At 59.8% G+C, this 21,901-nt stretch carries 14 protein-coding genes; 2 read left to right on the top strand and 12 right to left on the bottom strand.

The features are described 5' to 3' along the window. Nucleotides 1-15 precede the first annotated feature (15 nt). The 7 genes from BST95_RS08810 to BST95_RS08840 all read right to left on the bottom strand — a co-directional run bounded on the left by BST95_RS08810 (nucleotide 16) and on the right by BST95_RS08840 (nucleotide 10,679). Nucleotides 16-3,141 carry an efflux RND transporter permease subunit gene (locus BST95_RS08810; protein ID WP_084198949.1) on the bottom strand — a complete coding sequence of 1,042 codons (3,126 nt, stop codon included), beginning with the start codon at nucleotides 3,139-3,141 and terminating at the stop codon, nucleotides 16-18. 3 nt (nucleotides 3,142-3,144) lie between these two features. Then, nucleotides 3,145-4,305 (bottom strand): efflux RND transporter periplasmic adaptor subunit, encoded by a 1,161-nt coding sequence (locus tag BST95_RS08815; RefSeq protein WP_084198950.1) that lies wholly within the window; start codon nucleotides 4,303-4,305, stop codon nucleotides 3,145-3,147. A 222-nt stretch (nucleotides 4,306-4,527) separates the two neighbouring features. Beyond that, nucleotides 4,528-6,279 (bottom strand): DUF885 domain-containing protein, encoded by a 1,752-nt coding sequence (locus BST95_RS08820; RefSeq protein WP_084198951.1) that lies wholly within the window; start codon nucleotides 6,277-6,279, stop codon nucleotides 4,528-4,530. A gap of 14 nt (nucleotides 6,280-6,293) precedes the next feature. Next, a complete protein-coding gene (locus BST95_RS08825; protein ID WP_084198952.1) occupies nucleotides 6,294-6,692 on the bottom strand; it encodes a DUF2894 domain-containing protein in 399 nt (132 codons plus the stop codon). A 222-nt stretch (nucleotides 6,693-6,914) separates the two neighbouring features. Beyond that, the gene (locus tag BST95_RS08830; protein ID WP_084198953.1) at nucleotides 6,915-7,559 is read right to left on the bottom strand and encodes an OmpA family protein; all 645 of its coding nucleotides are present in this window, start codon (nucleotides 7,557-7,559) and stop codon (nucleotides 6,915-6,917) included. Next, a complete protein-coding gene (locus BST95_RS08835; protein WP_084198954.1) occupies nucleotides 7,559-9,940 on the bottom strand; it encodes a hypothetical protein in 2,382 nt (793 codons plus the stop codon). The genes BST95_RS08830 and BST95_RS08835 overlap by 1 nt, the downstream gene beginning before the upstream one ends. Next, nucleotides 9,930-10,679 (bottom strand): DUF3348 family protein, encoded by a 750-nt coding sequence (locus BST95_RS08840; protein WP_084198955.1) that lies wholly within the window; start codon nucleotides 10,677-10,679, stop codon nucleotides 9,930-9,932. The genes BST95_RS08835 and BST95_RS08840 overlap by 11 nt, the downstream gene beginning before the upstream one ends. Nucleotides 10,680-10,874: 195 nt before the next feature. On the opposite strand from BST95_RS08840, the gene BST95_RS08845 reads away from it, so the two are divergent. After that, complete coding sequence (locus BST95_RS08845; protein WP_169843892.1) at nucleotides 10,875-11,510, top strand: peroxiredoxin family protein; 636 nt, start codon at nucleotides 10,875-10,877, stop codon at nucleotides 11,508-11,510. Between the two features lie 63 nt (nucleotides 11,511-11,573). Here BST95_RS08845 and BST95_RS08850 read toward each other — a convergent pair whose 3' ends face one another. Next, nucleotides 11,574-14,087, bottom strand: a complete 2,514-nt coding sequence (locus BST95_RS08850; RefSeq protein ID WP_084198957.1) for a TonB-dependent receptor plug domain-containing protein — start codon at nucleotides 14,085-14,087, stop codon at nucleotides 11,574-11,576. 356 nt (nucleotides 14,088-14,443) lie between these two features. Next, on the bottom strand, nucleotides 14,444-17,341 hold the full coding sequence (gcvP, locus tag BST95_RS08855) for an aminomethyl-transferring glycine dehydrogenase (protein WP_084198958.1): 2,898 nt from the start codon (nucleotides 17,339-17,341) through the stop codon (nucleotides 14,444-14,446). A gap of 127 nt (nucleotides 17,342-17,468) precedes the next feature. On the opposite strand from gcvP, the gene BST95_RS08860 reads away from it, so the two are divergent. Then, a complete protein-coding gene (locus tag BST95_RS08860) occupies nucleotides 17,469-18,059 on the top strand; it encodes a uracil-DNA glycosylase family protein (protein WP_084198959.1) in 591 nt (196 codons plus the stop codon). Between the two features lie 18 nt (nucleotides 18,060-18,077). Here the strand turns inward: BST95_RS08860 and BST95_RS08865 are convergent, their stop codons facing one another. The 3 genes from BST95_RS08865 to BST95_RS08875 form a co-directional block, all read right to left on the bottom strand. After that, nucleotides 18,078-18,431: a BTB/POZ domain-containing protein gene (locus BST95_RS08865; RefSeq protein WP_084198960.1), complete on the bottom strand. Its 354-nt coding sequence runs from the start codon at nucleotides 18,429-18,431 to the stop codon at nucleotides 18,078-18,080. Nucleotides 18,432-18,605: 174 nt separating this feature from the next. Next, complete coding sequence (locus tag BST95_RS08870) at nucleotides 18,606-20,504, bottom strand: hypothetical protein (protein WP_146004192.1); 1,899 nt, start codon at nucleotides 20,502-20,504, stop codon at nucleotides 18,606-18,608. Between the two features lie 41 nt (nucleotides 20,505-20,545). Continuing rightward, complete coding sequence (locus BST95_RS08875) at nucleotides 20,546-21,862, bottom strand: MFS transporter (protein WP_084198962.1); 1,317 nt, start codon at nucleotides 21,860-21,862, stop codon at nucleotides 20,546-20,548. Nucleotides 21,863-21,901 lie beyond the last annotated feature (39 nt).

Here is a 21,901-nt window from a genome sequence, read left to right on the forward strand (position 1 = left end):
TTGGCTACTTGCGTTCTAGTGCTGCTCCGCAGGATTGGTTTTGCTGCCGAACAGCTTGGCTTTCACCCAGGCGATGCCGCGGGAGCAGTCGCCGCCGATGGCGTACAGTGCGGGTACCATAAGCAGCGTCACGAACAGCGCGAAAAGGACGCCGAAGGCCAGGGACAGTACCGCGGGCTTCAGGAACTGGGCGTCTGTTGAGCGCTCGGCCATGATCGGCATCAGGCCCACGAAGGTGGTGACGGTGGTCAGCAGAATGGGACGGAAACGCAGCACGCCGGCTTCGACGATAGCGTCTACGATGGACTTGCCCTGTTTTCGCAAGCGGCCGATATAGTCCACCAACACCAGGTTGTCGTTCACGACCACGCCCGCTGCAGCGCCAATACCAAACCAGGAGAACAGGGCCATGGGTGTGCCGAAAATCAGGTGGCCGAACACCGCTCCCATGAAGCCAAAGGGAATGGCTGTCATCACCAGCAGCGGTAACCAGTAAGAGTGGAAGGCCACGGCGATCAGCGCATACATGATGAATAGCGCCACCGCGTAGAGCGCCATGATCTCGTTAAAGAACAGTTCCTCTTCTTCCTGCTGGCCACCCTTGAGGATGATGAGGCCAGGGTAGTCTTCCTCCAGCTTGGGCAGTACGGTCTCCTTGATGTCATCGGTGATATCGCCCATGAGATCGTGATCCATATCAGCGCGTACGCGGATATAGCGTTCACCATCGCGGCGCCGGATGCGCTGGGCACCTTTGGCAATTTCTACTTCAACGACCGACAGCAGCGGTACCTCGCGACCATCGGCGGTGCGGATGCGGAAGTTGTTGAGGCTGGCGAGGTTGCTGCGATGTTCGCTGGGGTAGCGCACCATTACTTTTACGTCACCATTGGCACGTGGCAGGCGCTGCACTTCCTCGCCGTAATAGGCCTGGCGTACCTGCCGGGAGACATCGGCCAGGGTAATACCCAGCTTCTCGGCACCGGGGCGAAGATTGAGCAGAATTTCGTCGGCTTCACCGCGCTGGCTGTCGCGCACAAAGAAGGTGCCTTCGTAGGAGCGCAGGGCAGCCTGCAGATCGCGGCTGGCATTGGCCAGGCTGACGGGGTCCTTGTGCTTCAACAAGTAGGTCACATCCGCACCGCCGCCGTTCATGATGGTGTAGTTCACATCAATCTCATCCGCATCCGGAATCTCACCCACCAGTTCGCGGAAACGCTCGGCGGCTTCTTTCGCCGACAGGTCGCGAATCTCCGGTGGCGCCAGCTTCACGATGGCAATCACACTGTCGCGACGAGAGCGGGTGTACCAGCCTTCAATCAGTTTACCGCTGCCTTCACCGGAGGCTTCCGCTTTCTGGTCCACTTCTTCGATGAGTCGACGCTCGGCATCCTGCAGGTGATCAAGTACCTCCAGTGCGCGGGAGTAGGGCGATCCCGTGGGCAGGGTGACGTTGATGTAAATGGTTTCCGATTCTACTTCGGGCATGAAGTAGAAGCGCACCCAGCCGCTGCTGAAAATGCCGATGGCAAGCACAAAGCCACCCAAGAAGATGCTGGCCGTGAGATAGCGGTTGTTAACCGCACTCTGCAGTAGCGGACGGAAGCGAGTCTGACCGAAGTTGATAATGCTGTGCTCGATCTTCTGCTGCACTCTTGCCAGCCCGTGCAGTTCCTTGCGTGGCTCCAGGTGACGCAGGTGAGAGGGCAGAATAAAGAACGCTTCGATCAGGGAGATCACCAGTGCCACGGTAATCACGATGGAAATCTGACGTGTTACCTGGGCTGTCTCGCCGGTCACGAATAGCCAGGGGGCAAAAGCGATAATGGTGGTAATCACCGCGAAGAAGACCGGTCGCGAGACCGCCATGGCGCCATCTACAGCGGACTGTGGCCCGCCGCCGCTGACATGGGCTTCGTGGTGAATACTTTCCCCCACCACGATGGCGTCGTCCACCACGATCCCCAGGACCAGCAGGAAGGCGAACGTCGACATAATATTCATCGACACATCGTTCATGGGCAGCATGGAGAAAGTGCCCAGGAACGCCACGGCAATACCGGCGGTTACCCACAGTGCGACTTTTGGGCGCAGCGAAAGAATGAGTACCAGGAACACCAGGAACAGGCCGAGGAAGGAGGATTCACTGATCAGATCCATGCGTGATTTGTAGATGTCGGCCGTATCAAACCACATCGACAGGTCGACGCCCTTGGGCAGGGTGGGGCGGGTCTCTTCCATCCAGGCATGTACCGCGTCGGAGGCTTTGACCACCTGCATATTGTCGGTGGCCTGCACCTGCAGTAGCACGGCAGGCATGCCGTTCAGCGTCGCGAGAATCTCGTTGTCTTCGTAGCCGTCAATCACTCTGGCCACGTCGCCCACACGCACCACCGCGCCTTCGCTGGTCTGACGAATCACAATGCGTTCAAAGTCGGTTTGTGAGTCGGCAAGGTTGCGCGCGCGTAATTGCACGTCACCGGTCTCGGTGCGCACCCGTCCGGAGGACAGGTTAATAGAATTGGCGCGGATGGCGTCAGCGACTTCAGAGAAGGTCAGGCCATAGCGGCGCATCGCCGACTCAGATAGTTCCACCGACACCTCTTCGCTGCGCGTGCCGAACAATTCAATAGTTGATACGAACGGCAGTGACGCCATATCGTCCTTGAGGTCTTCGGCAAGGCGGGTCAGTTCCCGTTCACTGATGTCGCCAAACACCACGACGCGAAGCATTTCCTCGCGATTGCGCATGCGCTGGACCCGGGGTGGTTCCATATCGCGGGGTAATGAAGTGACCGAGTCGACGGCATTTTTAACCTCGTTGATAAACTCATTGATGTCGACATTGGGATAGGTCGATACACTGATTTCACCAAACCCTTCGGTGGCCGTAGAGTAATAGTGGAACACCCGATCAACGTCTTCCAGAGCTTGCTCGATCCGCGAGATAACCTGTTCTTCCATCTCTTGGGGGTTGGCGCCTGGCCAGGCCACGTTGATCTGGGCCTGGTTGATTTTGACCTGGGGAAAGGCCTCTTTTTCCATGGCCTGCAGACCGAGATAACCGGACAGCAGAATGCCAATCATTAACAGGTTGGCGGCGACGGGGTTTTCCACCCACCAGCTGACTATGCGGCGCATGGCTTAGCTCTCCTTGTCGACAGCGGCCAGGGCCATGCCCTGGATGGGGTTGCGTATCGCCGAGGTCACTACCTGTTCACCGGCGCTCAGACCGTCGCTGACAATCACCCGCTGGCGAGTGGAGTGGGCCACGTTGACATCGCGAAACTCGAGTAGGCCTTCGTCGTTAATCAGGAAGACCTTGTCGCCCGCGCGCAGGGCGTTGGCGGGAATGATGGTGGCGTCTACGATGTTGCGACCGGCGATGTGGGCTTCTACATACAGGCCCACGGCCATGGGCATACCTCTGTCAGATACGCCTGCGTCGTAGGGGTCGGTAATCTCTGCCAGTGCATAGAGCATGCGGGTATTCGGATCAACGGCGGCATCCAGGCGTACCAGGGTGCCATTCCATTCGTGATGCTGGCCCGCGACCTGGGCTGTGAAGCGCACCGGCAGGCCGGCTCCTGGCTCTGCCACATAGCCAATGGGCAAACCGAGAGACGCGAGCTGGGCGTTATTCAAGGGCAGGCGTACGTCGACGCTGTCGGTGCCAAAGGCCTGACCGATCACCGTGCCGGGGCCTATAAACTGACCGATGTGTACGTTGGTGCTGGCGAAGCGGCCGCGGAAGGGCAGCGTGACCTGGGTGCGGGCCAGATCGAGCCTGGCCTGTTCCAGGCCCGCGCGCGCAGCGGCGCGCGACGCCCTGGCCTGGGCGACCTGGGGCTTTTTCAGTGCCAGGTCTGAGGCATCGGGCTGGTTGCGCAACTGCTTGCGTGCGACGTCCTGGTCGGCGAGGGCCTGTTGTACCCCCAGTTCGGCCTCGGCCAGGCGTGCTTCCGCCTGGCTCAGGGCCAGCTTGTAGTCGGTGTCGTCAATTTTTACCAGCGTGGCACCGGGTTCGATGCGACCGCCTTCGACAAATTCCGGCGACACTTCCACGATCCGGCCTCCCACCTGCGAGACAAGATCAATCGCGGTGCGCGATCGCACTTCACCCTGGGTGACCACTTCAAGTGCGGTGCTTTCCTGGACTACCGTCGCGGTATACACCGAAGTAGGGCGCGGACCCTCTTCATTTTTCTCTGGCTCAGGCCGCGAGGCCTGAAGTACTGCGAAGGCACCTGCGCTGGCGGCGATTACCGCAATAGGTGCAACAATCTTGACAATCTTGCCGGCCATATTCATTTCTCTATCCCTGTATACAGACCTATTCTAGGCCAAATAACCCTCGGTCAGGCGGGGTTATCAGCGTTTCGGCAATAGTAACGATTTTCCTATACGACCCCCGGTTTTTGCGACCAACAGAGTGATTTACGCGGGGAGTTGAGCTCAGCTGTGGGCTAGTGGGTGCTCGCCCTTCGTCGCAGGTGGCCTGCGATGAAGGGCGAGAAGTGGAGGAGATCAGTTGGTGCTGGTAGCCCGTTCGGCTTCAAGCCAGGCGTCCATGCGGCGTTCCAGTGCGTCCAGCGGGATAGCGCCGGCGCCGAGCAATTCATCGTGGAAACGGCGGATGTCGAAGTTGTCGTCGAGGGCGGTTTCCGCCTCAGCGCGCAGCTCGAGTATTTTCAGCTGGCCGATCTTGTAGGCCAGAGCCTGGCCGGGCCAGCCGATGTAGCGGTCGATCTCGTTGATGATGTCAGCTTCGGTTTTGGCGGCATTGGCCTTGAAGTACTCAATCGCCTGTTCGCGGCTCCAGCCAAAGTAGTGGATGCCGGTATCGACCACCAGGCGCACAGCACGCCACATGTCATACACCAGTTGGCCGTAACGCGAATAGGGGTCCTGGTACAGGCCCATTTGATATCCCAGGCGCTCGGAGTAGAGGCCCCAGCCTTCGGTGAAGGCGGTGACGCGGCTCTCGGTGCGGAAGGGTGGCAAGCCCTCCAGTTCCTGTGCCAGGGCTATCTGCAGGTGGTGGCCGGGTACGGCCTCGTGCACGCTGAGCACCTCCATCTCATACTTGGGGCGCACGTCGGGGCGATACAGGTTGACGTAGTAGTAACCCGCTCGGGTACCATTATTCGCCGGCGGCATGTAATAGGCTGTGGTGGTATTCGGTGCGATCTGATCAGGGATCGGGGTCACCCCGTAGGGCATGCGTGGCAGCTTGCCGAACAATTGCACCAGCTCTGGATCAAGGCGTTTGGAGATCGCCAGATAAGCGTGGTACAGCTCCTCCGGGGTCTCGTAATAAAACTGCGGGTCGGTGCGCAGGAATTCATTAAAGGCCTGCAGGTCGCCGTCAAATTCCACTTCCTTGCGCACCTCTTCCATCTCCGCAAGAATGCGCGCCACTTCCTGTTTGCCGATCTCGTGAATCTCCGCCGGGGTCAGGTCGGTGGTGGTGAACTGACGGGCAAGGTACTCATACACGGCTTTGCCGCCTTCCAGGCTGCCGATGCCCGGCGCGCTGTTACTGGCGGGCAGGTAGGTGTCTTCCAGGTAGGTAGCAAATTTCTTATAGGCAGGATTCACTCTGGTTTTAATGATGTCGCGGGCCTCGGCCTGGAACAGCTCTGCTTCGGCGCTGTCCATGGTCTCTGGCATTTTGAGTAGCGGACCATAGAACGGGTTGGCGGTGACGTCGCTGTCGAGCATCTTGCCAATCTGGGTGGGAATGCGCTGAATGACCACGCTTGGCTGCACCCTGCCACTGGCGATGCCTTCGTCGAGCAGGGCCTGTTGCTGCTGCAGGTAGTCGGGCATGGCCGTCAGACGCGACAGCCACATGCGGTAGTCTTCTGCGGTGGAAAATCGGGTGTAGGCGCTAATGGTGTAGACGGTATGCGGGCCATTGCGCATGTTCATCGACATCAGATGCAGGCCGTGCTGCTGGCGCTGAATGCGCAGTTTGAGCATGCGCTCGAACAGGTCGTAGTTGAGCTGGGCTTCCGCATCGAGCGCGCCGCGATCAATCTCCTGCAGATCCGCCAGGAACCGCTTGCGCTCCTTCAGACGGGCGGCGATGGCCGGTGCACTCTGGTCGGTCCAGCGATCGTTCTGGCTGTGGTCGCCGCGATAGGTGCGACTCTCGGGAAACTGGTTTAGGTACCATGCCCAGTGCTCTTCAATCAGCGTGTCCAGGGTATCGCTGGCACCTGCGTGTACCTGCAGGCTGGCCGCGAGGCAAATCAACAGCATGATTTGGCGCATAAGGTTCTCCGTGATTAACGAGGCTTCTTTTTATCGGCTTCTTCCAGCCAGAATAAAGTATCAATATAGCTGACAAAGCGGCTCAGATAGTGGGGCGACAGGTCGCGCATGGTCTCCAGCGAACGGGTGGCCAGGCGCTGTGGGTTGAGTGGGCCGCACTCCGGGGGAATCTCGGCGATGGCGTCAGTCACCACGTTATCCGCATTCAGGCGTACCATGGCGCTATGAAATCGACGTGCGGCTTTAAGCTCTTCGCGGCGCGGTGAAGGGCCAGGTGCGCTCGGTGCATTGCTGTGGCTGGACAGGGCTCCCACCAGGTCCAACTCCTGCTGGCGCAATGCTTTTTCCAGCGGGGCGATGTCGACATCGTCAGGCCCCTGCAGGTTATCCAGCAGGCGATTGAGTTCGCGCAGGGGGGCGACTTACGTTGGGAACGGCGAGGTTCAGCAGATGTGCTGCCAGGCACAGCGTTGCGGTAAGCCTGCAGCGCGTCGCGAACCCTGGCCTCCAGGCGCGCCGCGAGAGGTTCTCTGGCCCGCTCGGCGCGAGCCAGCAAGCTTTCGATATAGCGCAAGCGGGGCAGGTCGTGGCGACCGCCGGGGCTGGTTTTAAGCGCCGTCAGATCGGCGCGCAGCTCACTCATCGATGTCCTGCGGTTCGGCGGATGTCTTGGGTACGGGCGCCAGCTCTACCCGGCGATTGCGGGCCCTGCCTTCACTGTCGGCGTTGGACGCCACTGGATGTTGGTCACCAAAGGCAGCGGCAAATACTAGCCCGCGGGGCATGCCGGCGGTAATCAGTTCACGCGTTACCGTCAGCGATCGTTGCGCGGAAAGCTCCCAGTTGTCTGAGAAATGGAGGTTGTCGCTGTGAATGGGCAAGTCGTCGGTAAAGCCGGAGACCATTAACAGCTCATCCTGTTCACCCAGGTACAGTTTCAGGGGTTCTACCAGCGATTCCAGCAGTTCCCGTCCCTCTGGTTGCAGGTCCGATGAGTTAAGCGCGAATAACACGCTGCCGCTGATGCCGATGCGACCATCGCGCAGGGTAATACGACCGCTGGCCAGTGGCGCTTGGAGTGCTTGTTCCAATACCATGCGCCGTTCCTGCTCTGCCTCGCGCAAGTCGACCTGTTCCTGCAGCGACTGGGACAACTCCACCTGATAGCCCACCACCCAGACCAGCAGCAGGACAAATACCCCCACCAGGCCTGACATGAGATCGCCAAATACCGCCCATACGGGGGTGTCGTCGGCCAGCTCCTGTTGCAGCTCTTCCATCAGGAGTTGGCCTCGTCAGCGAACAGGTCACCGGTCTGGCCGAGGCGGCGAAGCTCCTCGATGATCTCGCGTTGCGACAGCATGCTCTGGTCGATGATTTCCCTGGCCTGGGCGACGTAATAGCTCATTTGTTCGTCGGAGCGCTCGGTGGACTTCTCCATCGATTCCTCAATGCGCGACAGGTTTTCCACGAGTTGGGTGTTCGACTCGCTGTAGAGCTGCACAGCCAGGCCAAAGGCTTCGCCCAGGCTTGCCATCTCAGCCGCACTGCCGGCTACGTCCACCGTGAGGTCGGATAGCTTGGAGGCCTCGTCGCTGAGGCTGCTGCGGAAACTGTCGCTGACCTCGCCAAGCATGTTGGTCGTGGTCGTTACCAGCTCGGCAATCACGGCCTGCTGGGAGGTGGTGGATTGCTCCATGGTCTTGGTCAGTTCCGCCAGGTCGGTCATGATTTGCTGGCGCTCCTTCAGCAGGGTGTTGTCGCGCTCGAGGTTGTTGGCCACTTCCTCGTGCAGCTTGCCAATGACTTCCGCGGCTGCGCGGGGTGTTTCCGAGGCGGTCTCGATCAGCCGTGTCATCGGCTCTTCCAGCTCCTGACCCAGGGTCGCGAGGTGGTTAGCTGCAGTGCTCTCCAGTGCCGCGAGGTGGGTGCTGGCTTCACCGGTGAGATTGCCGAGCTGGGAGGCGGCCGTGGATTCCAGGGCGCTCAGCTGCTCGGCGGTTTCGTCGGTTAATCGAGTCAGTTGGTCGGCGGCGCCGGCGCTGAGTTTGGTCAGGTGCTCGCTGGTGTCGCTGCTCAGCGCACTGAGCTGGCCTGTGGTGATTTCGGTGAGGTTACTGAGATGGCCACTGGCAGTTTCGGTCAGCGTGCTCAGGTGCTCAGTGGTGTCGTTGCTCAGCGTGCTCAGATGCCCGGAGGTGGCCTCGGTCAAGTTGCTCAGGTGATCGCTGGTGGTTGCGCTCAGGGTGGTCAGGGACTGTTCCAGGGTCTGGTGTAACTGAGAGGCCTGCTCGCGTTGCTGCGCGTCGATGGATGTCATCGTCTCGCCGGCCGAGCTATGCAGTTGTGACAGTTGCTTGGCGGTCTGGGTCTGCAGTTCGGCCAGTCTTGCAGCCGTGGCTTCCTGTAATGCGCCAAGCTGCTCCAGGCTGGCGGCGTTGTGGGCACGGTCGGTGGCCCGAAATTCACTCAGCTCCCCGCGCAGGGCTTCGGTCAACTCATTCATGCGTGCGCTTTGTTGCTCCAGCCATTGGGACTCGTTGGCCGCGCGCTGTTGTACCAGAGCCTCTGTCCCGGCGAGGAGTTCGCCCATTTTTGCAACCAGCGCAGTGGAGGTATCGCCGGCGTGACTGGCCATGGCGGTGCCAGTTTCCTGCAACTGATCAATGACCTGGCCCGAACTCCTGGCGAGCTCTGCCTGCACCTGCTCCAGGTGCTTCTGGTTGGCCGCATTGAGCTGTTGATGAAGACTTTCGGAGTGTTCCACCAGCTTGCCCAGCGTTTGCGCGACGATGGGGGCAATGCTTTCGCCTGCCAGTCGGCCGCTGTCGGCGAGGCTGTCGCGCAGGCTCTGGCCCACGTCACTGGCAAGGGTCTGGTACTGGCCTTCGGCACCGGCCAGAAATTGCTGCTGGCTGCCCATGAGTTGGTCACCGAGCGTGTTGCCCATGCGTTCCAGCTCACCCGCCATGGCTTCCAGGCGGTCGGCCACCCGCGGCAGCGCTTCTGCCTGTTGCTGCATGGCGATATAGGTCTGCTGGCGGTGCCAGTTCAGTGAGTGATGGCGCAGCTCGCCGGCGATCAGGCTGTCGAGTTGGCGGGTAGCCTGCATACGCTCGCGTCGGCTCAGGGTGGCGTTAAGTCCCAGCATGGCGGAGGCGGCCACACCGGCCACGGAGGTGCCAAAGGCCAGACTCAGGCCCTCAATGGGCGCGGCCAGGCCCTGGCGGATGGCCGCCAGTTCGGTGCTGCCCTCCAGCGCGATGACGGCGCCCTGTAAGGTGTCGACCATGCCTACAAAGGTACCGAGCAGGCCGAGCATAACCAGCAGGCCCACCAGGTAGGGGCTGAAGACGGGCGCTGGCAAACCGACGCGCTCACCCTCAATACGCTGACCGACAGCGTTGCGCAAAGTAGCGGGGAGCTGGGTCAGCCACGGCGCCAGTTCTGTGTCGATGGGGGGTGTTTGCAATGCCGAGGTCAGGCTGGCGGTATCGCGACGGAAACGCCACAGCTCCAGCTGTCCCAGGGTATACACGAAGCCAATGACTGCAGTTACCAGCAAAGCCAGGCCATTCGCGCCGACAAAATCAAATCCCATCCAGAGGATGGCGGCGGCGCCAAAGGCGGCGGCGAGGGTAAACAACAAATCAGTCTTCATGGGGGGTCTCTTCATTGAGTGCTTCTATGAGGCCAAGTGCGGGCAGGAGCCTGGCCTCGATTTCTGCCAGCAGGAGCCCCTGGCTCTCGCGGCGATATTGTTCTCGGGTGTTGGCCCAGGCATCGGCCGGGGTGCTGCCCGCCTCGACGGCCACCTGGTATTCGCCAAACAGGAATTCGAGCCGGCTTTGCAATAGGGCCGGGATGGCCGCAAAAAAGCGCCGCGAGCGCGGTGCCAGGGCATCGCCCAGGGCGGCGTCGATAGCACAGATCCGGGCGAGCTTGGTCGACAGGGCGCTGCTGGCCTCGCGGGTGCGCAGGTGCAGGCCGCGGATCTTGGTCTCGATGTCCATTTGCTGGGACTGGTAAAACTTGAGATATGGCGCCATTGCAGCTTCGGCGTCTTTTGGTATCTCACTTTCCTGGGTCGGCCATTTGATACGAGTGGGGCCGCTGCTGGGGAAAAAGGACCGCATGGCGGCCTGAATCAGGGTGCTGCGCGCCCGCAGGAACTCCTGGGTAATGCCGTCGGAGAAGTCTGCCAGAGCCGCGTCGTCTTCGATTTCAAGGTCCCGGGCATGGGCGTCAGACAGCGTGATCGAGTCGGAAAAATCGATCCACTGGCCCAGCCGCTCGGTAAATTGGCGGTGGGAAACCTGGGTGTCAGTGACGGCCAGATCGGACAGGAAGCGGACAAGCCGCGAACTGCCCAGAGATACTTGGGGGAGCGCTTGGGTCATTAATCGTTTTATGGGTCCTGCGGGACGGAGCCCACAGGGCTCAAGGCCTCATTATCCCTGATGTCGGGCCGGTTGCAAGGCATGCCAGCGGTTTCCTTGGCGGGGCTAACTTGGCGAACTGGCGGCCCGAAGGGAACCCTTTTGCCTGAGGGCGCTCTATACTGGGAGCCATTAGAACTGACCTGGGGAATATCCGTGAGGAAAATCGCCTTTGCAGCAGGATTGCTGCTCATTATTGCCGCCGTAGCCGTGTTCATGCGGGCACCGCTCAAGGACGCCGCCTATGACAAACTCACCGAGGATATGTTTGTCAGTGAGGATGCCGACGGCTTCGATCCGGGGCCTGCGCTCGGCTCCCGGTTTCCCGGTGTGAACGCTCGCTACCAGGGGCGGGATATTCGCCGGATTGACGACTTCGCCGGGCCCAATGGCACGGTTTTCCTAGCTGTTCGCTCGGTGGACTGGTGTCCCTACTGCATGCGCCAGGTGGCAGAACTGCAGGCCAGCAAAGCCGCCTATGATGCCGCTGGACTGGGGATTGTCGCGATCACTTATGACGCGCCGGAGCTGCAACAGGTGTTCATTGAAAAGCAGGGTATTACCTACCCGTTGATTCAGGACGTCGATGCCCTGACTTTCAAGACCCTGGGCATCCTCAATGACCAGTACGCGCCGGGCGACGGCGCCTATGGCATTCCCTACCCGGGCATGATTGTGATCGCCCCTGACGGTGTTGTGCGCGGCAAGCTGTTTGTGGAGGCCTACAGCAGCCGGGTGGATGCCATGTCCTCTCTAGCCTACGCCAAGGAGGCCCTTGGCCTGACGCCCTGAGGGACTTTCAAAGCATAAAAAAACGGGAGCCGAGGCTCCCGTTTTTTGTGGTCAACCGCTTGATTAGAAATCGTAGAGCAGGCGGGCGTACATGAAGCGGCCGTTAAAGCCTCCCGGTGCCCACTGGCTGTACTGGTTACCCACGCCTGCGGCGGCGTTGGGATTGCGGTCGGGCGTCTCATCGAGGATGTTGTCGGCACCAAGGACCACGGCGAAGCCGCTGTCAAAGGTGTAGCCAATTTCCGCATCCACAACACCGTAACCATCGTAGGTCAGGGTGTCTTCAGAGTCATACCAGTCATCGAAGTAGCTGTAGCGAGCCATGAAACGCCAGGCGTCCATGGTGTGGTTCGCCATCAGGTTCCAGCGAGTCTCCGGCAGTGCCTCTTCCAGTTCCTGGATACGCACTTCGTCGATAATACCTTCCACGAAGTCCTCAACCGAGGTTTCGGTCTGGTTGTATGCCAGGTTGAAGCTGGTCAGGCCGATACTGCTGTCCAGCTCATAGGTGGCAACCACGTCGAAGCCCTTGGTGTTGGTTTCGATACCGTTGGTGAAGAAGCGGAAGGTCTGCAGACTGTTCGCACCGGCAACGCCGTCATCGATCAGGGCCTGACGCTCTTCGTCAGTCAGCACGAAGTTCTGGGATACACCCAGACGGTCTTCCAGATCGATATCGAAGTAGTCTACGGTGACGCTGAAGTCGCCTGCCTGCCAAATCACGCCAGCGGTGAAGTTAGTGGATTCCTCAGGATCGAGGGCCTGGCCGCCACGCAGGGCTGCCACCGCACTGGTGGCGGGGATGGTGCCGTTGTTCTCAAGCTCGTTGGTGGCGAGGTTGAACTCAGTGGACACGTTGTAGGCATTGGACTGACCGGGCGTCGGCGCGCGGAAGCCGGTGCTGTAGGTACTGCGCACCGCAAAGCTGTCAACGATCTGCCAGTGGGCAGCGATCTTGCCGTTGGTGGTGGTGCCGAAATCATCGAAGTCTTCCCAGCGCAGTGCCGCGGCAACCAGCAGGTTCTCGGTCACGTCCGCTTCGAAGTCAATGTAGGCAGCGATGTTGGAGCGGCTCCAGTCACCCTCGGCAATCGGACCAAAGCCCGGGAAGCCGTTGGATGCAGCGGAGAAGCCCTGGTCGGCCAGCGGGCCCACTTCCCAGGAAGCCTGGTCACCGATGCCAATTTCGAACTCTTCGTCACGCCATTCAAAGCCACCGGCGATGTTGAGGTCAGAAGCGAGGAAACTTACTGCTACTGGATAGGAGAGGTCGACGTTGAAGTTTTTCTCGATCTGGGTGTATGAGCCCGGATCAAATTCAGTGGGTGACTGTGGGCCAAGAGAAGCGTTCACGGTGTCCACGATGAAGAAGTCAGCATCGTTGTACCCTACGCCTGCGCTCACGTCCCAATACAGCCCGCCGTCGGTAGTACCCTTGACCCCGGTAACGAAGGAGGCGTCCTCAGTGTCTGCACCGAAGCTGGGTGTAAAGCCACCGGGGAAGCGCTCGTTGAACACGAAACAGTTCGGGTCAGCGATTACTGCGGCCAGGCCAGCAGCATCTGACGGGTCCAGATCGGTGGGGCAGTTGCCGGACATGTCGCCGGTCACGTCGCCTACCAGCCTGTTGCCCGTGGAGGAGTCGGCGAATACCGCGCCGCGAGTATCAGGGTTACGGAAGTAGAAACCGCCTGTGACGGTCTTGGAAGCGTAGTTACCGAAGCCGTACCAGGAGTTGTTTGAGTTAAGGTCAACGCCCATGTTGAAGAAGGTCTTCAGGTCTTCCTCAACTTCAGGGTTACCCCAGATCTGGGCAGGGTTGGCAACGTCGGTGTTGCCGCCGGCAATCAGGGCAGCGGCGTCATCGCGCTGCACACTGCGGCTGGTGGGTGCAGCCTCGCCGTATTCGAAACTGGCATTGAAGAAGCCGTTGGCGGTGAAAGGCAGGCCGATGTTACCGGCTACCGACCACAGGTCTTCGTCGCCATCTTCGCTGTACTGGCCGTACTTGGCCTCGATGCTGCCGCCCTCGTCGTAATCCTTGAGGATGAAGTTGACGATGCCGGCGATGGCGTCGGAGCCGTACTGGGCCGCCGCACCGTCACGCAGTACTTCTACCTGCTTCACAGCGATGGAGGGGATAACGGAAATATCCGGGCCCTGGGCACCATCGTTCACGCCGTTACCCAACCAGGAAATCACCGCTGCGCGATGACGACGCTTGCTGTTGACCAGGACCAGGGTGTGGTCTGAGGCCAGGCCGCGCATGTTTGCCGGACGAACCACGGTGGCCGCGTCGGAGATAGGCTGGTTGTTTACATTGTAAGACGGCACAGAATTACGCAGCAGGGTGGTCATGTCACTGGCACCCTGGTTACGGAACTCCTCACCACCGATGACGTCGATAGGAGCTGCAGAGTCGAAGACTGAACGGGCTTCCCTACGAGTACCCGTTACTACTACTTCTTCAAGTTGATCAGCGCCCTCCTGAGCCAGAGCGACCTGACTATAGCCCGCCGTAACAGCGATCTGCGCAGAGATCGCCAGGGCGAGCTTTCGGGGAGTGGATATTTTCATTTTTTCACCATTTGTTGTTGTTGGTTGTCCTATTTACGACAATTGCTGCGAATGGATTACCCATGCGCATACAGCAGTACCCACGTTAGAGTATGTACTAGCTATATACCCTATCTGTCTCGTCCAAATTGTTTAAAGAATCTGGGCGGTAATATTTCGCATTTTTTAGCTTGAGGGTTTGGTCGATTTGCCTATTGGGGAGGAAGAAAATTCGCAAAATGCGAATCCAGCAGTTTTCAAAGCCCGACATTTTGCTTATTGGTCGATCATGAATGTGTGCTGGCTCGCGCAGCGGGACGTTTAGCAGGGCAAAAAAAAAGCCCTGCGATGCAGGGCTTTTGGAGCGTGATGAAGCGCTATTCGACTTCTTCGCGATAGCTGTCGATGGCCGGGCAGGCGCAGAACAGATTGCGATCGCCATAGACATTGTCGACCCGGTTGACCGGCGCCCAGTACTTGTAGCGTCGCAGTGACGCGACCGGATAGGCGGCCAGTTCTCGCGAATAGGGGTGGTCCCATACGCTGGCAGCGACATCCGCCAGCGTATGCGGCGCGTTGGCCAGAGGATTGTCCTGCGCATCCAGCTCGCCGGCCTGAACCTTGTTGATCTCCTCTTTGATCGCAATCAGTGCGTCACAGAAACGATCCAGTTCAAACATCGATTCAGATTCTGTTGGCTCAACCATCAAGGTGCCGGCCACCGGGAAGCTCATGGTGGGCGCGTGGAAGCCGAAATCAATCAGGCGCTTGGCAATGTCCTCTTCTGAGACGCCGGACGCTTCCTTGATAGGGCGGATATCGATAATACACTCGTGGGCCACATTGCCGGTCGTACCGGTGTACAGAATCGGATAGTGGTCTTTGAGACGGTGGGCAATATAGTTGGCGTTCAGAATTGCCACCTTGGTGGCCTGCGCCAATCCCTCGCCGCCCATGAGCGCGATATAGGACCAGGAGATTGGCAGAATGGAGGCGCTACCGTAAGGCGCAGCCGACACTACGTCGTTGTTCTCATCCAGGCCGGGGACCGGAACCACCGGGTTGCTCGGCAGGAACGGTTGTAGGTGCGCGCCGACGCCAATGGGGCCCATGCCCGGGCCGCCGCCGCCGTGAGGAATACAGAACGTCTTGTGCAGGTTGAGATGTGATACGTCGGCGCCGAACTTACCTGGCGCCGCAATGCCGACCAGGGCATTGAGGTTGGCGCCATCCACGTAGACCTGACCACCGTGGGCGTGGACCACGTCACACAGTTCGATAATCGATTCCTCGAAAACACCGTGGGTAGATGGATAGGTCACCATAATGGCGGCGAGATCCTCGGTGTGGCGCTCTGCCTTGGTCTTGAGGTCGGCCATGTCGATGTTGCCGTTGTCGTCGCACTCGACGATGACGACCTTCATGCCTGCCAGGGCTGCGGAGGCCGGGTTGGTGCCGTGAGCAGAAGAGGGGATCAGGCACACGTTGCGCTGATGGTCGCCGCGGCTCTGGTGATAACGCATGATGGCCAGCAGGCCCGCGTACTCACCCTGGGCGCCGGAATTGGGCTGCATGGAGATGGCATCGTAGCCAGTGGCTTCGAGCAGCATGTGATCGAGCTCTGCCAGCATGGCCTGGTAGCCTTTGGTCTGATCGACAGGGGCAAAGGGGTGTAAGCCGGCAAATTCAGGCCAGGTCACCGGAATCATCTCGGTGGTGGCGTTGAGCTTCATGGTGCAGCTGCCGAGCGGGATCATGGCGCGATTCAGGGCGATGTCCTTGTCTTCGAGGTAGCGCATATAGCGCAGCATCTCGGTCTCGGAGTGGTAGTCGTTGAACAGCGGATGCTGCAGGTAGTCCACCTCGCGTTGCAGGGCAGCAGGGATACCAGGGAAGCCGTCGATGCCGGTATCCAGTGCTGCCGCGTCGGGGGTGTCCTCACGCCCGCTGAATACCTGCCACAGTTGTTCGATATCCGCGGCCGTGGTGGTCTCGTCCAGAGCGACACCGAGCTGATCAGTGCCGATGACCCGCAGGTTCATGCCCGCAGCGAGAGCGCGGTCCACGATGGCCTGCTGTTGCTCACACACGGTAAAGGTCAGGGTGTCGAAATAGGTGGTGTTGTCCGCGTTAAAGCCAAGGCCAACCATGCCTTCAGCGAAGATGCTGGTCAGACGGTGGATGCGGCTGGCGATGGTACGCAGCCCCTCGGGCCCGTGATACATCGCATAGAACGTGGCCATGATGGCGAGCAGGGCCTGGGCGGTACAAATGTTACTGGTGGCCTTCTCGCGGCGGATGTGCTGTTCGCGGGTTTGCATGGCCATGCGCAGGGCCTGGTTGCCGCGGCGGTCGATGGAAACACCGATAATACGCCCCGGGGTGGAGCGCTTGTAGGCGTCGCGCGTGGCGAAGAACGCAGCGTGTGGGCCGCCGAAGCCCATTGGTACACCAAAACGCTGGCTATTGCCTACGACAACGTCAGCGCCCAGTTCGCCGGGGGCCTTCACCATCAGCAGTGCCATAATATCGGCCGCCACGGTAACCAGTGTCTTGGCGGCATGCGCCTGCTCGATCAGCGGTGCGATGTCGTCCAGGTGGCCGTAGGTGCCCGGGTACTGCAGTAACACGCCAAAGGCTTCTGTCTTGCCCACCAGTTCATTGGGATTGCCCACGACGATATCGATGTTCAGTACTTCTGCACGGGTCTTTATGACAGCGATGGTCTGCGGGTGGCAGTCTTCAGCAACTATGAACACGCTGCTGCGGTTTTTCTTGTTAACCCTCTGCAGCAGGGTCATCGCCTCTGCCGCGGCCGTGCCCTCATCGAGCATGGAGGCGTTGGCCAGGTCCATGCCGGTCAGGTCCATGACCATTTGTTGATAGCTGAGCAAAGCCTCCAGACGACCCTGGGAGATCTCGGGTTGGTAGGGTGTGTAGGCGGTATACCAGCCGGGATTTTCGAGTACATTGCGCTGAACGACGGGTGGTGTGAATGTGTCGTGATAGCCGGTACCGATAAAGGTCTTGTTGATCACATTCTGGCTCGCCAGCGCCTTCAGCCGCCTCACCACATTCTGTTCTGTCTGTGCGCCCGGCAGGTCCATGGGCTGGGCGCGGCGGATTGCAGCGGGCACCGTATTGTCGATGAGCGCATCGAGGCTGTCATAGCCCAGAATCTGCGCCATTTCGCGCTGTTGTTTGACAGTGGGGCCTATGTGGCGTTGGATGAAATCTGAATGGTTTTCCAGCTCGAACAGAGAGGGACGGCTCATACGTGCTCCGACAGGCAAATACAGATGAAAATGGGGGTCGATTTGACCGGCGCGATACTACCAGCAGGGCTGCTCCGCGGCAATCAATCTGGCTATTTTCTGAGCCCTGATTGGCGCTGTTCAGGTCATGTCTGATTCACTGGAACTGGTCGACCTGTTGGCGCAGATTCGCGCCTGTGACCACTGTGCGCCGCATCTGCCGCTGGGGCCCAATCCTGTAGTGCGTGCCAGCACCAGCGCACGGCTGCTGATTGTCGGTCAGGCTCCGGGCACCCGGGTGCATGAAACCGGTATTCCCTGGAACGACCCTTCCGGGGAACGACTGCGCGATTGGCTGGCGATAGATCACGCAACGTTTTACGACGAAAGCCTGATCGCTATTGTCCCCATGGGTTTTTGTTACCCGGGGCGAGGCAAGTCCGGCGATTTACCCCCGCGCCCGGAGTGTGCAGAGCTGTGGCACGAGAAAGTGCTGACGCATATGCCCGACGTTGAACTGATACTGGTGATCGGGCGCTACGCCCAGGACCGCTATCTCGGCAAAAGCCGAGCGACGCTTACCGAGCGGGTCCGCAACTGGCGCGATGTCGATCCGCGGTACCTGCCACTGCCGCACCCATCACCGCGCAACACGCTGTGGTTGCGGCGCAATCCCTGGTTCGAAGATGAAGTGGTACCCGCGTTAAGAGCCCGGGTGCAGGCAATATTCCCTGATTAGCCGGTGGCCGGCGCGCGATTAGGGCTCGGATTCATCCGCTTTCATGCGCCTGAGTTTTTCGCCCTGGTCGGCATTGGTTGAGGACTTTTGCGTTGAGGAGGGCGGATCACCGACTTGAATGCCCACCGACATACTGCGGGACATGGATGCGCCCTGGCCTGCGGTAGTGGCATAGATACGAAGATAGTGGCGCCCGGCGGCCGGTGTTCTCACGCTAATGTCAAGATTGAAACGACCGTCGCTGTCCCTGGTGAGTTCAACCGGTGTCAGGGGGCTGATCAGATTGAGTGCGCTGTCGGCCTTGATTGCCACTGTCAATCGCTCGGTGGCGTGGGCACGCAGGCTGAGTGTGAGATTGAGTTCGGCGCCCACTTCAGAGCGATATGAGCTGTCTGATACCAGCGTAATAGGTGCGCCCGGCTTGCTGTGGTCGGGCCGATGGGGGTGTCGGCCACGGTAGCCTTCTCTGGCGCACAGGCTGCGGTGGAAAGTGCCAGGCAGGCAGCCAGGGCGAGTTTACTCAGGCATTTCATGGCGCGTTCCTCGTTATTGGGCTTGGATGCTGACGGCGTAGCAAACGTCACCGGCATTGGCATCGCCGGGCTGGATCGCATTGTAATAGCCGTAAAGGTTGAGGATATGTGGCCCGGCATTCAGGGGGCCAGTGGCAGATTCGAAATCGGCGTCGGGGTTGAATCCACCCAGCACGGGCAGGCCCTGGCGGTAGACAGTGAAGTCGGGGTCGCTGCCAAACATCCCGGAAGTGCGTTCAATCAGCACCTGGTATTGATCAAAGCCCGGAACGCTGAATCGCACCAGAGCGTCGACCCCCAGCTTGTTACCGTCGCCATTAAAGTCAAAGTGCGTCTGGCTGCAGACCTCGATGGCATTGCCGTTCACGTCGAGCTCGGGATACACCGGCAACATCGATTGGACGCCATCGCGATCGCCGGGCGGGCGATTCTGCTCTCGGCTGCCATAGGGGTCGACGATGTCCCCGGTGATGGATTCAGCTTCCAGCATGTTGGCCAGGGAACCAGCTAGCTCAGGGTGATGATTGAGCAGCGAGTCCACAAAACTGAAAATGCTGGTCATGGCAGGGGTGACCCGGTGTTCGCCCGTGAGGGCAGCATAGATGGGCCGCAGCCCGAGGGTCAGGTCGTCAGCGCCATCGTGCTGCTCGTCGTAAAGATCGTAAATCAGTGACTGCACACTGCTTGAGCTGAACCAGCCCGGGTTGAACCGGGCGCCTGCCTCCATGGAGAAGCTCCATACACCTTGCTGGCCCGGCCCGTGGCTGTCGGCATACCAGGGGTTGTCGAGCAGCGCTGCACCCAGGCCATTGGCCAGTCCTTCGCCAAAGGCCAGGCGGATATCCAGAATTTCGCCGCCGCCCCAGCGCCCGCCAAAGGAGTCTGAGCGGGCAATCTGGTTGTCCATGTAGTGCATCCACTCGTGTACAACCACGTGTACGTCGTACTCGTCGGTATCGTCGTCCTGCTGGCCGAGGATGTAGAGCTTGGGTTGGCCGTTGTCGATGACGTGGAAGCTGGTGCCAATATCCCCGTCGGCGAGATTGCCTGATGCGGTGCTGTTTTTTTCGCTCCAGAACACCTGCAGCGGCGGCAAATTGATGTCCAGGTCGATTTCCACCAGCTGCAGGGTGGCGTCATACATGGTGTCCAGCAGCGCGAAGGGCCCCGCGGTGCGCTCAGTGGTATAGCTTGAGCCACCCCAGCCGGAGGGTGCGTGCAGATTGCGTTGAGGCATATCTGCTGGTGTCGCATCTTCTCCATCCATCACATACAGCGCATCTCCCTGGGTGTTGTCGCGGATCGTGATATCCCAGTTGGGTGTGCCGACACGTTGGCTTTGTGCGCGCACTCGCACAAACACCGCGTCGGTGCTGTTGGCGGTAAAGGCATAGGCACCCGCGGCGTCGGATAACGTCTCCTGCAGTACCTGGTCGGTGGCGCTGTCTATCAGCTGTACCGTGGCACCTCGCACGGGCATGGCCGTGATGTTGTTGTAGTCCAGACCCTGGCCGAGGCTGCGCTGGGGCACCCTGTCATAGGTAATATTGCCAGAGACAGTCGGTGCGCTGGGCACGATGATGGGCGCCAGATAGAAAATTTCGTCGTTATTGAGGAAGGCCATTAGTGCCGCGTTGCCTGCGAAACCGGCGGTTTCGATCGCACAGTCGTTGTTGTTGCCACCACACAGATGGCGGAACGCACTGCGCCAGCCGACGAACTCGAAGCCCGGCTCGGTTTCAACGCTGAAAGTTTCCTTGAACTGGGTGCTGCTGACATCCACTTCGCAAATGCCGTCGCTGGGACAGAAGGTGCTCTCCGACACTACGGTGCCACCGGGTGGCACGGTAATCAGGATTTTGCAGCCGCTTAGCAGTGCGAGGCCCAGGATGACCAGGGTGGAGCGAAGCACAGCAGTGCCTCGGCGTATTGGCGCTGTAAAGTTCGACATAGTTATGACGTGACTGTATTTTGTTCAACAACTTTAACTGCTTTGCGGTAGGCCTTGAAGCCCCGGGCGGCAAGAATTGCCGACAAAGGGCATACAATGAGGGGCAGTAGTACCAGAGAATAACGAAGTTTGAGGTCGTCGCCGAACAGGAAATCGGTCAACAGCGCCACCGCACTCGGGCCGAATGTCAGGCCGAACAAATTTGTCGAAAAGAGCATTAGTGCCGAGATCTGGGCGCGCATGCGGTTAGGTGTGATCAATTGAATGCCGGCTATGCCCACCCCGAAATAAGCGTTCAGGAAGAACACGATCGGCCAACCGGCCAGTACTGCCAGGTTTGCATCTTGCGCCAATGGTCCGAGTGTTGCAGGTACCAGCCACAGCAGGGCGCAGACCATGATGACGCGCAGCGGTGCATCGATGTAGCCCCGCTTGGTCAGGGGTTGCACGCTCCAGCCTCCGGCAAGTGCACCTGCGCTGCCGGCTATGAGGAAAATGGTCCCGAACTGGCCGCCTGCCGCGGCGCGATCCATCTCGAAACTGCGCATGAGAAATTCCGGGTACCAGGCCATGGTGCCATAGCCGAGCACTGCCAGCAGCGACATGGAGCCGATGAGTCCCACATAGGCGCGGCTGTGAGCACCCAGTTGCGCGCCCACTTCCGCCAGGGAGACTGCCTCGGCCGCTTTGTTGCCATCTATACCGCTGCGCGGCGGCTCACGCATGAGTGACAGCAGCGCAACGATCAACAACCCCGGGAGCCCTACAGCGATAAACGTGAGCTGCCATGCACTGACTTCACCGATCAGGGGTACATGGGCACCGCTGGTCTCGAAATGCTGGTAGATGGCACCGCCGATGATATAGGCCAGGCCGCCTCCGAGGGTAATTCCCAGCGTGAAAACGGCGGTGGCCCGGGGCAGCTTTTCGGGCGAGAAAAAATCGGCGAGCAGTGAGTAGGCGGGGGGCGACAAGGCGGCCTCACCCACACCGACACCAACTCGCGCGAGGAACAGCGTGGTAAAGCTCTTGGCCATGCCGCACAGGCAGGTCATCAGGCTCCACAGGAAGACCCCCACGGTAATGATGAACTTGCGATTGCCTCGGTCTGCCCAGCGGGCGATCGGCAGCCCCAGGGCAATGTAGAACATCGAGAAGGCGAAGCCGTGTAACAGGCTGTACTCGAAGTCTGAGATATCAAATTCGGCACGAATAGGGCCGATGAGTACCGCCATAACATTGCGGTCAACAAAGGACAGTATGTAGGCCAGTAGCAATACGAACAGCGCGTAGTTGGCCTGGAAGCTGGAGCGTTGCAAACGGTGGGTCCTTATTGTTATTGAGTCGGAGCGCTCGGC

Origin of the sequence: Halioglobus japonicus, from assembly GCF_001983995.1 — a bacterium.
In the GTDB taxonomy this organism is placed as follows: Bacteria; Pseudomonadota; Gammaproteobacteria; order Pseudomonadales; family Halieaceae; genus Halioglobus; species Halioglobus japonicus.

Coding starts and splice junctions, on each gene's coding strand:
- BST95_RS08850 (WP_084198957.1), bottom strand. CDS start 14,087: ATGAAAATATCCACTCCCCGAAAGCTCGCCCTGGCGATCTCTGCGCAG.
- BST95_RS08835 (WP_084198954.1), bottom strand. CDS start 9,940: ATGAAGACTGATTTGTTGTTTACCCTCGCCGCCGCCTTTGGCGCCGCC.
- BST95_RS08860 (WP_084198959.1), top strand. CDS start 17,469: ATGTCTGATTCACTGGAACTGGTCGACCTGTTGGCGCAGATTCGCGCC.
- gcvP (WP_084198958.1), bottom strand. CDS start 17,341: ATGAGCCGTCCCTCTCTGTTCGAGCTGGAAAACCATTCAGATTTCATC.
- BST95_RS08840 (WP_084198955.1), bottom strand. CDS start 10,679: ATGACCCAAGCGCTCCCCCAAGTATCTCTGGGCAGTTCGCGGCTTGTC.
- BST95_RS08815 (WP_084198950.1), bottom strand. CDS start 4,305: ATGGCCGGCAAGATTGTCAAGATTGTTGCACCTATTGCGGTAATCGCC.
- BST95_RS08810 (WP_084198949.1), bottom strand. CDS start 3,141: ATGCGCCGCATAGTCAGCTGGTGGGTGGAAAACCCCGTCGCCGCCAAC.
- BST95_RS08830 (WP_084198953.1), bottom strand. CDS start 7,559: ATGGAAGAGCTGCAACAGGAGCTGGCCGACGACACCCCCGTATGGGCG.
- BST95_RS08820 (WP_084198951.1), bottom strand. CDS start 6,279: ATGCGCCAAATCATGCTGTTGATTTGCCTCGCGGCCAGCCTGCAGGTA.